This is a genomic window from Desulfovibrio sp. MES5 (assembly GCF_002237645.1).
Classification (GTDB): Bacteria; Desulfobacterota; Desulfovibrionia; order Desulfovibrionales; family Desulfovibrionaceae; genus Desulfovibrio.
Window position 1 is genome coordinate 24,429 of sequence record NZ_MJUZ01000023.1, and the last position, 14,275, is coordinate 38,703.

Annotated in this window: 11 protein-coding genes; 2 read left to right on the forward strand and 9 right to left on the reverse strand. The window is 53.0% G+C overall.

Annotated features, from left to right (window positions below):
- Positions 1 to 857 precede the first annotated feature (857 nt).
- The 4 genes from BCS36_RS07955 to BCS36_RS07970 all read right to left on the reverse strand — a co-directional run bounded on the left by BCS36_RS07955 (position 858) and on the right by BCS36_RS07970 (position 5,758).
- Positions 858 to 3,677 (reverse strand): DUF927 domain-containing protein, encoded by a 2,820-nt coding sequence (locus tag BCS36_RS07955; protein WP_291302372.1) that lies wholly within the window; start codon positions 3,675 to 3,677, stop codon positions 858 to 860.
- A 135-nt stretch (positions 3,678 to 3,812) separates the two neighbouring features.
- The gene (locus BCS36_RS07960) at positions 3,813 to 4,046 is read right to left on the reverse strand and encodes a hypothetical protein (protein WP_291302373.1); all 234 of its coding nucleotides are present in this window, start codon (positions 4,044 to 4,046) and stop codon (positions 3,813 to 3,815) included.
- 229 nt (positions 4,047 to 4,275) lie between these two features.
- Positions 4,276 to 4,950: a hypothetical protein gene (locus BCS36_RS07965; protein ID WP_291302374.1), complete on the reverse strand. Its 675-nt coding sequence runs from the start codon at positions 4,948 to 4,950 to the stop codon at positions 4,276 to 4,278.
- A 244-nt stretch (positions 4,951 to 5,194) separates the two neighbouring features.
- The gene (locus BCS36_RS07970; RefSeq protein WP_291302375.1) at positions 5,195 to 5,758 is read right to left on the reverse strand and encodes a helix-turn-helix domain-containing protein; all 564 of its coding nucleotides are present in this window, start codon (positions 5,756 to 5,758) and stop codon (positions 5,195 to 5,197) included.
- Positions 5,759 to 5,913: 155 nt separating this feature from the next.
- Here BCS36_RS07970 and BCS36_RS07975 point away from each other — a divergent pair, with 155 nt between their 5' ends.
- A complete protein-coding gene (locus BCS36_RS07975) occupies positions 5,914 to 6,609 on the forward strand; it encodes a hypothetical protein (RefSeq protein ID WP_291302376.1) in 696 nt (231 codons plus the stop codon).
- Between the two features lie 7 nt (positions 6,610 to 6,616).
- Positions 6,617 to 7,057, forward strand: a complete 441-nt coding sequence (locus BCS36_RS07980; RefSeq protein WP_291302377.1) for a hypothetical protein — start codon at positions 6,617 to 6,619, stop codon at positions 7,055 to 7,057.
- Positions 7,058 to 7,469: 412 nt separating this feature from the next.
- On the opposite strand, the gene BCS36_RS07985 is transcribed toward BCS36_RS07980, so the two are convergent.
- From BCS36_RS07985 to BCS36_RS08005, 5 genes are all read right to left on the reverse strand, one after another.
- Positions 7,470 to 8,351 (reverse strand): SWIM zinc finger family protein, encoded by an 882-nt coding sequence (locus BCS36_RS07985; protein WP_291302378.1) that lies wholly within the window; start codon positions 8,349 to 8,351, stop codon positions 7,470 to 7,472.
- 2 nt (positions 8,352 to 8,353) lie between these two features.
- Positions 8,354 to 11,473: a DEAD/DEAH box helicase gene (locus BCS36_RS07990; RefSeq protein ID WP_291302379.1), complete on the reverse strand. Its 3,120-nt coding sequence runs from the start codon at positions 11,471 to 11,473 to the stop codon at positions 8,354 to 8,356.
- A 214-nt stretch (positions 11,474 to 11,687) separates the two neighbouring features.
- Positions 11,688 to 12,248: a D-sedoheptulose 7-phosphate isomerase gene (gene gmhA, locus BCS36_RS07995; protein ID WP_291302380.1), complete on the reverse strand. Its 561-nt coding sequence runs from the start codon at positions 12,246 to 12,248 to the stop codon at positions 11,688 to 11,690.
- Between the two features lie 75 nt (positions 12,249 to 12,323).
- Positions 12,324 to 13,304, reverse strand: coding sequence for an ADP-glyceromanno-heptose 6-epimerase (rfaD, locus tag BCS36_RS08000; protein WP_291302381.1), 981 nt, complete (start codon positions 13,302 to 13,304; stop codon positions 12,324 to 12,326).
- Between the two features lie 57 nt (positions 13,305 to 13,361).
- On the reverse strand, positions 13,362 to 14,123 hold the full coding sequence (locus tag BCS36_RS08005; protein WP_291302382.1) for a hypothetical protein: 762 nt from the start codon (positions 14,121 to 14,123) through the stop codon (positions 13,362 to 13,364).
- Positions 14,124 to 14,275 lie beyond the last annotated feature (152 nt).

Genomic DNA, 14,275 nt, shown 5'->3' on the forward strand with positions numbered 1-14,275 from the left:
GAGGTGTGATAAAAATTAATCCAATAATTTCAGTGCAAACTAATGATCATTTCCACAGGGCAGGGCAAAACGGTGTTGCCCCCCAGGCAACGCCTCGGCAGTCGATGTTGCCGCCTGTTTTTGCCACCCCAAGGGCGGGCAGGCATATTGGGGGCCTTTTTTTGAACAAAGAGCCCGATGTCTGCGAGTCAGCACCAGCGAACACACCTCGTTGGACTTTGGCACTTCTACTTGTAGCAACACATTTATATTCAAAAAATATAAATTCTGTAGGGATACAATACACCGCACAGATATCATTGTGCGCTATTTTGAAGGCAAAATCGCCCGCTTTTCAGGTGTTTTGTGCTTCCGCACAAACGCACCGCCCTCACAAGGATCAGAATGCGCTTTTACTTTCTGCATATGCCGGATAGGGGCGCGTTCTTACGATCCTGCATGCCGAAGATAACAACTGCGACGGTCAAAGCCTGTCCAACGCCATCTGCCTGTACTGATAAGAGGCCCCCGAACAGGAACGAGGGCAAGAGCGGGAACAGCTGCATGCATCAGATGAGCAGGATGCGTATCGCATTCTGATTCGCAGAACCCGCACTTCATTTTATCCGCACTGAGGCTCGATATGGCCATCTCCATACCGAGCCTTTTCCACACCGAGGCACCTATTGTTATTATGCCGGATGCAGCCTCCTCCGCAGACCGGATAATTCCAAGCCTATTTTTTTTCCATATTGCCATTTTTACATCATGGTAAAAAACCATTGCGCGGCTGTGCGTTTGTGTGGCGACTGAAAACTCTGCAATATACTGATTTTTCAGGCTAAAAACCGCACAAACACTTTTGTGCGCCGCACAGGTTAAAACTCCCCGCCAAATTCCATGTCCCCCGCTTTTACCTGGGGCTTCACCTCAATATTTCCAGCCAGCCCCTCCCATGCAGACGGGATAAAACCGTAACCGCGAACGTTACGCCCGCTGATCCACTTTGTGGTCACAAGGCTCCCCTTGCCGCTCGTCAAAAGCCAGCCCTGCTGTTTCATGTGTTCTAACAGCTCATGCCTGTTTACTCCTTTGGCGAGGTCGTTGAAGGCCGGGGTTATCATAAAAAACCTCTGTTCCCCCTTGTCTTCCCACCTGTAGCCCGCAAGGTCGCGCATATTTTCTCCCAAACCGTTCACCTCAACAAAACGGCTCCTGCCGTGGCGTGCGAAGAAGTCCTTGAAGCGGTCAAGCGCCTTCATGATTTCCAGATTGCCGACGCCACCGCGCCCTTCAAGCCAGATTCGGAACCATTCCGCCACAGCGTCACGGGATTCGTCCGGCGTCCAGGGCAGAATGCCGTTTTTCGCTGCGAACATGCCCGCAGCGGCTATCAGGCCAAATTTTACAGCAACTCGACGAACCTGGCCGCACGAACCATCAGGACAGTATAACTTGGCAAACTTTTCGATGTTTTCTTTGATATCAGCCCCATTAGCATCCAGTTCCTGATTGCTAGTACCACACAAGTCCGTCAAAAAGGCCCTAAGGGGCGTACCGTAGAAATGCCTCGTGGCATCCTTTAAATGCTCGCTCAGGGACGCGGGGTTTTCGAAGCCATACAAACAGGAGTAGGAGTTTTTACCGGCCCCACGATCAATAGGGAGATTGACAACGCGGACATTCTGACCCGCCATCGCGCGAAATTTTCCCGTTTCTTCAATCTTTTCGTCCATTGTCAGTTCGCCTGTGGAAAACAACTGGACTCTCCACTGGTAGGCTTTGCGCTGCGTGGCATCGGCCCGCATGCGCTCCTTGCCCTGGCCGTTGGATAACATGTAAATCGTCTGGGCAACGGTGTCGGCTGTGGCTTGCCCGCTTTCGTCCATGACCAGCAGGCCGTCATTGTGCTGAACTGCGGTATGCTCGATAGCGTTATGCGTACTACGCCACTGTCGAACAAACCCCTTGTTCTCATTGCCACCGCAAAGACTGCCCGCCAACAGAGCTAACGTCGTCTTGCCAGTGGATGACGGCCCGAACAGATGCAATCCTCCTCCCTCAACCCCACAAAGGTGCAGAAGCGGCCCAGTCAAGGCAAAAGCTGAAACCAGCATCAGCAGGGTATTGCCTCGGCAATAACGTCCAATGTGTTCCTGCCACTGCGCAAGCTCACCAGAGCATTTAAACAGGCTGTTTCCCTGTGTATAGTTGATATCTTCGTTTCCTCCCTCGCCAAAAATCGCATCGGGAAGGACATATCGGTTGCCATGCCACCCCAGCCGTTCCACGTTGATGAAGACTTTGTCCGTAGCGGCAAGCCGCAGGTAATCCATGATAAATTTCCCCATCTTTCCGCCGGTCAGCTCAAGTCCGTGGTCGCAAAGCATTGCTAATACACTATCGCCGTGTCCCGCGCAGTCCTTCATAGCAATACTTAATCTGGTGTTTCTGGCATCAGGTGTCACCAACTCCACCAGCCTTGCCCAGCCAGTGCCGTCCGTGTTGCGCATCTTGCCGAGAATCTTCAGAGGGCTGCACACCTTGAAGCTATCGCCCTCCAGCGTGCCATGGGAAGGGGAATAGTACAAACCGTCCTTTTCCGGGCTGAACGACTCGGCCGCAACGACGGTATCGCTTTGGCGTTTGCGCTCCAGATCAAGTGGGCTGCGAACCTTGCAACGTGGGCTGCATTGAAAGATTGCCTGAATTTCTTCGCAACTGGCCGGATAGCCCTTTTGTAGCGCATGCAGAAATTTGGCACGCGTTTTTTCTGGCGCATATTCTGCGTGGGGGCGGCTATATTCTTGCGCCAGTTCAAGCCCTTTTTCCCCAAGGGGAGCCAGAGCCCGCAGCATCATGAACCACTCTGGCTCACTCAGAATTTCGGCGTGTTCACGGCAATGGCGCATGAACTGGCATTCTGAAAGAGACTGAAGGTTGTAACTGCGTGGGTCTAAAGATTGCCAGTTTATCAGGACGTGATCGTAAAGGTCTGCCATCCCTGTCGCGGTGGGTGGCACTGCTAGCACTGAGATAGTGTTGGGTTTCCGCGTCAGATCAAGCAAAGAATCAATATCCCGCTCAAAAAATGCTTCTACGCTGACCTGCACCTTGTAGCGCCCGTCAGGCCGCCTGACATTGGGAGCACGCAGCAGATGCCCCTTGCCCATGCAATACAGGCTTTCATCAACAAGGTCGCCGACAGTTTTATCCTTAAGCTTCGCGGGCACAGATTCGCCTAGAGCCAGCATTCCTAGAGCCTGGTTGTGGGGGTGATGCAAAAAATGCCTTTCAAGCATTTTGCGATGTAACCGGGGCAGGAAGGGATGCCCGTTTTCGCCGCCAAAAATTTCAGTGGGAATGCGGATATGAACCCCTTTGCTGCCGCTCATGAAGTAATCGAGCATGGTTGGGTCAAAACCATCGTAAGCACGGGCCAAATCCGTGATAAACGTGCGTGCCGCGATCACTGCCAGAAACGGCGCTTCTTTGCAGTCGATGTCCAACCACAGGTCGCCGTAACGAACTGGCTCAGGTTTCCCCTTCTCGGGTTCGTAAGCGAAGCTTGTGGTTGAGAACGCTGTATACCCTTCATCAAGCGCCTGTGATCGCGATTCTGGCGTGTCCTCAATAAAAATCCAAGGGCCATAACCACTATCGGGTGTTCCAGCGTAAACAAATTTGTTCGTATCCATGGTAAAATATCCTTTTTGGCCTTAAATGTTGAAAAATTCCACAACGGGAAAAAAATTGCCGCATATAATAGCGAAGGGGGCATGATGTGGATCATGCCCCCTTTGCTGAACTGCCAGTGCAATTTTTGCCTTCGCTCATTGATGAACGTACTGCCGAAGCCATTGCAAGAAGCTTCTGCGCTCATAGCAGACTTTTTTTCGAATACGGATTTTTACCCATGGCCCGTTACCAGTGGCATCAAGATTTGAAAGGGTTTTGGCCCTGATCAATCCCCCCATCTGCCGGGCCGCCTCCTCGCGTGAAAAGACAGGCGGAAGATTTTTCTCCAACTGCTCAAAAACTGTGGTTTCAGATGTAAAATTGCTCATTGTTCAATATCCTCCAGTAATTTTCATACTATATAGGCATGTAATAGCCTGATATAGTAATCAATTACAAAATCATAACCTCGTCGCACAGATGCAAATAAAGACTATCGCACGGAATAAAAACCTTGCGGGATCGATCGGCGCTTGGCACGCAGTAAAAATGGATTTTTTGACTTTGACAGTGAAATTTATAGCGGAATACCTGCTACGAATACGGTCAAAATTGATGTCAGGGCTTACCAGAAGAATAATCATAGTCCCAGTAACGTTGCCACGGCCCACCATGTGGCACCCCTGAAATGACCACGCAGCTTTTGGGCTGGTTCACAGCCCGGCAGAAACCCTCGCTGATTTCTGTGGGCATAACCGCGTCAGTATTGCTGCTTAAATGCCTCTGGGGCAAGTGCTGCAACGATGGAGCGACCGTTATGGGGTTTAGAGATTCAGCAAGAGGGCTGATGCCCTGCAACTGCGTCCAGGCCTCAGTATCAAGATTGCCCGCAATAGTTCCCAGAAAGACCACATCCTGCCTCATGGCAGCCAGAAGCGCCGCAGCCCCACCACCGCCAGAAAACCCGACCAGAATGACCCGTTCCGTGCCGCACGCAGCCTTGGCCTGGGTAATGGCCGCATCAAGGCTGTTAATCACCTCAGGCCCGAGCCGCGCTGACGTCCAGTAGCGCTTTGAACACTGTCGTCTGTCCTCGCCCTGTACATACTGGCACGGCCTCGCCAGATAAAGCACGGGGTCCGACCCCGGATCGGCCATAGCCAAGCGCAGGGCCACAGGATTACGCGGCGTGGGGTCTGCAGATGGCCGGGTGCGTGACTCCCAAGCGTGTCCATCGCCTTCGATGTATACACGCAGGGTTTCAGGATGGGGTGAAAGACCGGGGCGGTACATCCCGTAGAGGGTAAAAGTCTGAGTCGGAAAGAGGCGTTCAGTAAAGCCGTGCTGTTGGGCGAGTGCTTGTGCCGCTTGTCGGGGAGAAGGGGCACAGGCCGATAGAAAACACAGTATCGCTGCCAGTTGAAAAAGCAAACACATGCCAGCGCGCTTGCTGCCGCTTTTTATAGTGCGCTCTTTTGAACCCTCTGAAGGCGGAGACACAAAATTTGCCATACTGCGGGATTAGCACAGGAACGCGCTATTGGCCATATTCCTCATGGCTGCTCGAGCCATTAAGCGGGATAGCTGCAACTTGGTGCAGTTGTACAAAAAATTCTCGAATATCAACTCCGGTCGCAGTCACGAGGGCAAGAGCGGACATCACGCCAGGCTCTTGCTTACCCTTCTCTACCGCATTGATATTGCGAAGATTGTAGCCAGCATATTTTGCCATGGCCGTTTGCGACATGCCGACAGCCTGTCTGGCCTGAACCAGCAGCGGACCGAAGAGGCTTTTCAAGCCCTCAGTAGCTTCAGGTGGCTGATATGTCACGCGCACCCTTTTGGTTGGAGATAACAACCCATCGTACCTTTCTCTGGCGATTTTTTGGGAAAGTGCTTCAAAAAATTCCCCAGGATCTGTGCCAACCGCTGCCACCATGCGCAGGGCAAGCAGCACACCAGGCTGACGCAAGCCGCCTTCAATACGCTGGATGTTGCGTGTGTGGTGCTGCAGACGCACAGATACCGTCCACTGCGATATTTCTTTTTGTTCGCGTTCTTGCCGGAACATCGGTCCGAAGGGGCATAGTGAATCTTGCATATTACAAGATTTCTATGAAATGCTGCTTATCCGCTAGTAGTCTATTGACCGACGGCCAATTTTACATAATTCTCATGTCGGAAAATCAATGCTGTTTCGACTTTCAAAAAAGAAGACGTTTTCAGCACAACCAGACAATTTCCGAGGAGGATTGCATGCGATTTACACAAGGCGCCCTGGGTATGCTTGTGCAACGCTACAGGGGAATTCTGAAAAAATGTCATTTGCTCAATGTGCTTGGCGGAGCGGTGGTCAGCGCGCTTTTGCTGGGAGGGGCCAATATGGCGTTTGCCGCAGCCCCCATTGCCATCAGCGACTCGCATCAGGTGGCGGACGGCGCTACAGAAACCTACACCACCATTGATGTGAACAACGGGGGTACGCTCGGCATTGCTCGCAACGCCAAAGTGACAGGCTCAGATGTTACCGTGAACACTGGCGGCATACTGGCTTCAGTGAAGAATCTGCACTTCGGTTCTTTCAATCCTGAGCCGAGCACGGGACTGCTGGCGGACAGCCTTACAGTCAACGGCGGCACGGTGACCGGTTCGCACCTGGGGCTTTCCACCGGGGGCACTGTGGATGTCAGCAGTGGCTCTCTGGCGCTGGAAACTCTGGACCTGGGGCAGGGGCAGATGTCCGTTTCAGGCGGCACGCTCAAAATGGGGAATTTGAGTATTGCCAATGACAAGCTTGTGGGCAGTGCGACCACCGGCGCGCTGGCGCTGAACAACAATGGGCAGATTCAAATTTCAGAGGTTCTGAGTATCACAGGCGGCAACTTTGCCAATACATTGGCTGGTGGGATTCAGGCCGGAAGCCTTGTGCTGGACAGCGGAAGAATCAAGTGAAGCCGTTGTGGAATGGCTCAACGTCTGGCTTGACGAGCGCGGCGGCGTTGGCAATCTGGAAATCATGAAAGCTCTTGATCGCTTTAAGGATTTCTTTGCGCGCTATAGCAGAAGCCGTTTTGTTGATGTGGACGGCCTGGGTGAGAGTATGCGCGATCTGGCTGGCTATAGATGGGAGGACAAGGGTGACCTGCGATTATTCATGACAATCCCGACGTTCAACGACCTCGCCAAAGGAGTAAATCGCCATGAGTTGCTGGAGCATATGAAGCGTCAGGGGTGGTTGTTGATGAACACCAAAGGAAATCCTACGGAAACAAAATGCATCAAGGGGCGGAACGTACGCGGCTATGGATTCATCCCTTCCGCATGGGAAGGCCGTGGAGACCTGGAAGAGCGGCACATGAATGTGGCAAAAGACTCCAAAGCCAGCGATTGTGACTTTTAAGTTGTGCGGCGCACAAAAGCGTTTGTGCGATTTTTTGTATAAAACACCTGTATTTTCTTGGTGTTTTGAACCTTCGCACAAACGCACAGCTGCACAGCAGTTTTTTATACGGAACAAAGAAGGGTAAAGCAAAAAGGGGGGGGGGAGATTACCAGGGCGGTTGATGCTCCAGTTTTGCCAAAAAAGAGCAAGAACAGTATGTTGTTTGTGCGCCTGTGCGCCTGTGCGCCTGTGCGCCTGTGCGCCTGTGCGATACCCAAAAAGTCTGGCAATTGTGGAGCCTTGAGACAAAATTCCGCACAGCAGCGTTTGTGCGAAATTCATTTCTGTTGTGCAAGGTGGTCACGCTCAGAAAAAAACATCTTGAAATCCCTGTCCGCTATCAAAATCGGCGTTGCCGAGTGAGAAGAGTCTACTCCGCTTGTGGAGTTTCCCCCACGATGTTGCAGCCTATGGCGCAGTTGAGGCCCACATTGCTTGCCGCTCCATATGCATCCACCATTGCGGTCATAAATTCTTCATTTCCCCGCCAAAAAGGGATTCCGCCAAGCCGCCGGGGCAGGGCGGCGGCAACAGCGGGAAACATAACGGCTCCAAGTTCAACCGGCGTTGCGCAGTGCCCCCAAAACTGTACAGGATCACAGGGGAGCGGTTCTGCCTCTTCCTGCGCGGCGTCCGGGTCGGTTTCGGCATCATTCGAGCCAGTACCCAGCAGTTCCAGAAGGGCCTCCCGCTCAATGCCCCGAAGCCTGAACAGCAAAAAGGGGTCCCGGTCAAACTCCTCTGCCACAAGGTAGTACACGGCTGCGATATGCTTGCACGGATTTGACCAGTCAGGGCACGAGCAGTCGGTTGTAAAGTCATCCTTCTTTGCAGGAAAAAGCGACAGTTTGGCATTTTTAAAGATTTCTTCAATCTGTTGCGGCATCTGTCCGGACAAGAGAGCGGCGGAAAAGAGGGCTTCCTTGCGCAGTGCATGGCTGATGGTGGCCCACGCGTCAGCCTCCAGAGGTTTGACCCGCATGGTGACAGCATACGGCTTGGCCCGCGAACCCTGCACTTCGGCGGAAATGCAGCCTTTTTCCATTTGGATGGACACGACCTGACCTTTGCGGGCATAGGCGCGCCCACGGGTCAGCCGGGTGCCCAGCCCGAAGCTTTCAATAAGCTCGATCCAGCGTTTGGCCCACCAGCTTTGCCCAAAGCCGCCGCGCCGACTTTGGGACTTGATGCCCCCCTTGACCTCGCGGGCTTGCGATGGGGGAAAGCCGCCATATTCACGATACCAGGCCATGTTTACTCCTCCAGAGCTTTTTCCTGCAACGCGAACAAATCCTGAAGCTCCTGGTTGGACAGTTCTGTCAACCACGCCTCGCCAACGCCCACCACTGCATCGGAAATTTCTTTCTTGCGTTCAATCATGGCGTCAATCTTTTCTTCCAGCGTACCGCTACAGACAAATTTATGCACAAGAACATTGCGGTGCTGGCCGATTCTGAAGGCGCGGTCCGTGGCCTGATTTTCCACCGCCGGGTTCCACCATCTGTCATAATGAAAAACATGATTGGCCGCAGTGAGGTTAAGCCCCGTAGAGCCTGCCTTGAGCGAAAGAATAAAAATCGGCGGGGCCTGGGCATCGCCCTGAAAGCGCTCAATCATCCGGTCGCGCGCCTTTCGTGTCACACCGCCGTGCAGAAAGAGCATCTCCCTGCCGAGGGTGTCCTGCAAATGCGCTTTGAGTATATGGCCCATCTCTTTGAACTGGGTGAATATCAGGGTTTTGTCGCCCACGGGCAAAATCTCTTCCAGCATTTCAGTGAGGCGGGCAAGTTTGCCCGAGCGTCCGTCTATGGCCGAATTGTCGCCAAGGAAGTGGACGGGGTGATTGCATACCTGCTTGAGCCGGGACAGGGTCGCAAGAATAATGCCCTTGCGCTGAATGCCGTCCGCCTCGTATAATGTACGGTTCAGGTCTTCAAGCACAGCGGCGTACAGCGAGGCCTGCTCCTTGGTCAGCGGGCAAAATTCCTTCATTTCCACCTTGTCGGGGAGGTCGGAAATGATGGACGTGTCTGTTTTGAGGCGGCGCAGGAGGAAGGGCGCGGTAAGGCGCTTCAGTCGTGTGGCAGCCTCGGGATCGCGCCCGGTCTGGATGGGCATGAAGAAACGCTTGCGAAATCCTTGCTGGCTGCCCAGAAAACCCGGATTGAGAAAATCCATAAGAGACCACAGGTCGCCGACATTGTTTTCCACCGGCGTTCCTGTCAGGGCTATGCGGTATGCCGCCGGGATGGCCCGAGCGGCTTTGGCCTGTTTTGTTTCGGGGTTTTTGATGTTTTGCGCTTCATCCAGAATGACGCCGCCCCAGGAAATATCTTTCAGTACCGCCATATCCCGCTGAAGAAGCCCATAGCTTGAAATGACCAGCGCCTGCGCGGACGCGAGCCGCCGGAAGGCCACTCCTTTCTTGCGGTCAAGTCCGTGATGGACCATGACCGGCAGTTCGGGGGTGAATTTTTCCGCTTCTCTGGCCCAGTTGTTGACCACCGATGTGGGGCAGATGAGCAGGCTGGGCATCTTTTTGCCGGAAGACCATAGTCTTTGCAGCAGGGCCAGGGTCTGGATGGTTTTCCCCAGGCCCATGTCATCGGCAAGGCAGGCCCCAAGGCCCCATTGCTGCAAAAAGGCGAGCCAGGAAAATCCCCGCGCCTGATAGGGCCGCAGTGTGCCGCCAAACTCGGCCGGGGGCGGCAACTCCGCGCAGGCCGTGCGGCCCTCCAATTGGTCGAGCAATTCGCTGAGCCAGCCCGCACTGTGTACACCGCCAAAGGCAAAGCCGTGGGGGGCGTCCTCACCGCCAAGGGCCATGCGGAGAACATCCCGGGCCGGGGCGGTATTTTTGCTGTTTTTCTTCCAGAAATCAGCAGCGGCCAGAATTTCCTGCGCATTGACCTCCACCCATTGCCCCCGCACCTGCACCAGAGGAACCTTGAGCCGGGCCAGAGCCAGAAGCTCTTTATGCGTTATAGGCTCCCCACCAAGAGAAGCCTGCCAGTCGAATTCCACAATGCTATCAAGGGAAAGACCGCTTGAAGAGCGGAGTTTGGGGGCCGCCACCCTGGCCTGAATGACCGGCCGGAGCTTCGCGCCTTTGTTGGTCCACCACGAAGGCAGCATGACCCCGAACCCGGCCTGCTCCAGAGCAAGAGAGGTATGTGTCAGAAAACGGTGTGCGCCCTGAACGTCCAGACTGTAGCCCTGGGGCGCGGCATCCTTGAGGCTGGCCTCAATCTCCGGCGCAATGCCGGAAGCCTGACCGAGTGCCGAAAGCACATATTCCCTGGCATCTGCACCCAGGTGCTTCAATACTGAAGCACGCTTTTTTGGGCCTGACCAGAGCTCCTGTATGGGGAGCTGGAGGCTGTGGTCATCGTGCGGATGCAGAAGATAGGAAACCCGCCAGGCAGAATCGTCCTCCGCCGGAGGGAAAGGAAGGGCACTGTCCAAGGACGCATCATCGGCTGTGGGCTCTTCAAGTCTGAAGCAGAGCCGCACCGGGGATTTGGACAGCACTGTTATGGGGCGCTTCCAGCGAGTAAGGGTATTTTTTAGATCTGTTACATCTTTCTTCGGCCAGTCTATGCGTCCATCTGGCGAGCGCAGGGCGGCCAGCCATGCGTCATGCACGCTCTCCACAGCGGGTTGCGTCCGTGGTACCCATGATGTGCTGGAAGTGCCGACTTGGCCCTTTTCCCCCGCCGTTGCTTGCGGCATGGCGGAGCGGACAAGGGCGTCAACCATATCCGTCAGAAAAGCGCGCAGACCAGAAGCGGCGGCGGTGGAAGGCGGCGCTTTGCCGTCAGCCTTGGTCAAGGCTCTGGCCGATGGGGGCATGGCGGCGGCAAAAGCAGTAAAGCGCGCCTGTTCCTCCGCGGTAATCACCGGTTCCCATACGGAATGGCAATGACCGCCGATTATCCGCACGCCGGGCAGATAGTGCTGCCTGGCAACCAGCGCCCCGGCAAACCTGAGCATTTCAGCCCAATACGTAAGGTCATGCCCCAGAAAAACGCCACGGGCGAGAGTTTGCTTGCCTGTGCAGTTTGCCAGAGCATTTACGGCTTCCTGGGCATCAAGCAGGGCGGCTGAGACGCGCCAGGGCAGCAGATGTATTGTTTTGCTGGCGTACTCCACATCGTGGAGGAGCCGACTCGACGGCACAGGGCCGGATTTTGAGGACGGCAGCCAGGCGATGGCCTCAAGCGGCTTTGCAACGCCTGACGAAAGGCCGAGGTGTTCAGCCAGAGTTGCATCAAGAGCGGCCTGCCCTGCGTCAAAGGGAGAAGGGGCGGGACTTGCGGTTTTTGTTTTTGCTGCACGTTTCAGGGCGAGTGCCGGGGTTGTGTTCTCCTCCACAGCAGGAGCAGCAGCAGCAGAGGAAGAGGAAGGTACGGAAGGCGGAGAAGAGGCTGGGGGACTCTCGCCCCAAAGCAGGAATCCCAGCTCCATTTGCGCAGCGTGGAGAACAATCACGGGCTTTTATCTCTTATTCTTAGGAAAATAGGATTATTGGCGTGATGTCGTGAATAAAGTTCACACGCTAGTTTATCATAAGAAGCGCTACTCCCATTCATGCAACGCTCTTTTCAACGCAGCCAGCCCAATAATGGAGGATGAAGATGTGCGCCTCCTGAATTCTGGCGGTCACGTCATGTGGAACGATCACAGCATGATCCACCAGACCGGCAAGCTTGCCGCCGTCACGTCCCAACAGGCCGATGGTCGCCATGCCTTGCTTTTTGGCCTCGCGAACCGCAGCAATAATATTTTCCGAATTGCCTGATGTGGATATGCCGATAAACGCATCACCTGGCTGCCCGATGGCTTCGACCTGACGTGCGAACACCTCGTTGAAGCCAAAATCATTGCCGATAGCTGTCAGGTTCGACGTATCGGTGTTCAGCGCAATACACGGCAACGCGCGCCGGTTCATCTGAAACCGCCCCACCAGTTCGGCGGCGAAATGCTGCGCATCAGCGGCGGACCCGCCGTTACCCGCTATAAGTATCTTGCCGGAAGAACAAACGCGAACACAGCACTCGCCCACGGAAACAATATTTCCCTCCTGTTCCCGCATGCGGCCAAAACATTGCATATGCTCGTTGTAGTTAGCTAGAAGGGAAGCTGCCATAGGGTCTCCTGCGATCATGCGGTTTGTGGGTAAAAAGGCGGCTCACAAAATGGCCGTTTCTTTCTTGCGCCACATTTAACACATTTCTAGATAAGGATCGTCACCGGCTAGATAGCGGCGCACATAGTCGGCAACCCCATTTTCTAGTGAAGTGAATTTCACCGGGCAATTTTTTTCGCTCAACCAGTCCATTTCGGCTTGGGTGAAGTATTGATATTTCCCCTTCAGCGTTTCAGGCATGTCCACATAGTCAATACATGGTTCGCGGTGCATGGCGCTAAATACTGCTTTGATCAGATCGTTCCAAGTCCGTGCTTTACCGGTGCCAACATTAAAAATACCGTTAGCTTTTGGATTGGTGATCAACCAGAACATAAGTTCAACGCAGTCCTTGACGTAAACAAAGTCCCGCATCTGGCCGCCGTCGCCATAGTTGGGGTTATCCGACTTGAACAAGCCCATGCGCCCCTTGCTTCCGATCTCGTAAAAAGCCTTGCATACGACGCTACGCATGCTGTCTTTATGGTACTCGTTGGGGCCGTAAACGTTAAAAAATTTCAGGCTGGCTACACTGTCGGTTAAGCCATTGTCGAGCAGCCACAGGTCGAAAAGGTGCTTGGAATAACCGTACATGTTTAAAGGTTTGAGGCCACGAATGTTGACGAGTTCGTCAGAAAAACCCTGCGAACCATCGCCATACGTGGAGGCAGAACTGGCGTTGATAAAACGCGCGCCGCGTTCCAAGGCGAACTGGCAGGCTTTTGTGGTGAATGCCGTATTGTTTGACATCAGGAAGTCGGCGTCCTTCTCGGTGGTTGACGAGCAGGCCCCCATGTGTACAACAGCTTCAACCGTGCCACGGATGGCGTCATTATGCAGCATTTCAAGAAATTCTGAGCGATGCACATACCGGGCATAACGCCTGTTAACCAGGTTTTTCCACTTTTCCGTTGTGCCCAGGTTGTCTACAACCAGAATGTCCGTGATGCCCGCCTGATTCAGACGCCAAATCATGGCGCTGCCGATGAAACCCGCGCCCCCGGTGACAATGTACATACCTACCCCACTATCCTGGCGACTAAAAACTGCCCCCAATTCCATACAAGCAATTCATTATAGCTCATCGACATTCCATGTTCCAAGAAAAATATCAGGACACAAGGGATTATTGGGTTGGTCAATTTTCGTGGGATAGATTTTCTCTATGTCAGAAAATACATATTCAGCCTTATTAGCATAAAGGACTTCCAAAGAAATCGGCACATCAAGACCTCCAGCGGTCATAATGTGTCCATAATTATTACCATGCACATGAATCAACTGATGTGTTTGGTTAATATTTTTCAGCATCCTTATTATATTGTAATATGAATCAACCCAATGTTCAAAGCCTTGCTTCCCTGTGGGGTCTCCAAAATGTAGTTCAAGAACAATTTGACTAAATTTGTTCATTATATCTGATGGAACTGTTGACAAAGACGCCCATTCTGCCCCTTCAACATCCATCTTTAAAATCATTTTTTCCTGATTTGCATGCCCATTTTCATTAATAATAAATTTTAAAGATTTACAATTTTCACTGTTGTCAAGTTGAGATATCCCTATTTTTTTCCAATGGAATTTTATGTTTTCCTCAGGCACGCGAACGATCGTATGGTCATACATAAAGACATCATACCCGCGGCTTGCCATATCTTTATCCCACGATACATCATCAGAGATACCAAAACTATAGGCGATTCTTTGAGAAGTAAAATCATCAATCATCACATATCCACCATCAGACATTTTCCCAATGCGGACGAGTGGCTTGCCTACAAGTTGCATGACATGAAGAAGCTGTTTAATCTTATAAAAACGTTCAAAAGCAAGCATCTTTTCAAATTTTGTAACGTGGTTTCGCGGTTTCAAGTTCAAAGTGCAACACCCAGTCCTTGGGTATTGGCGTCTTCTAAAAAAACTTCATAGGGTGTCTTAAACCCAAGGCATTTTCTAGGCCGCCAGTTCAAGCGGCACATTGCCGCTAT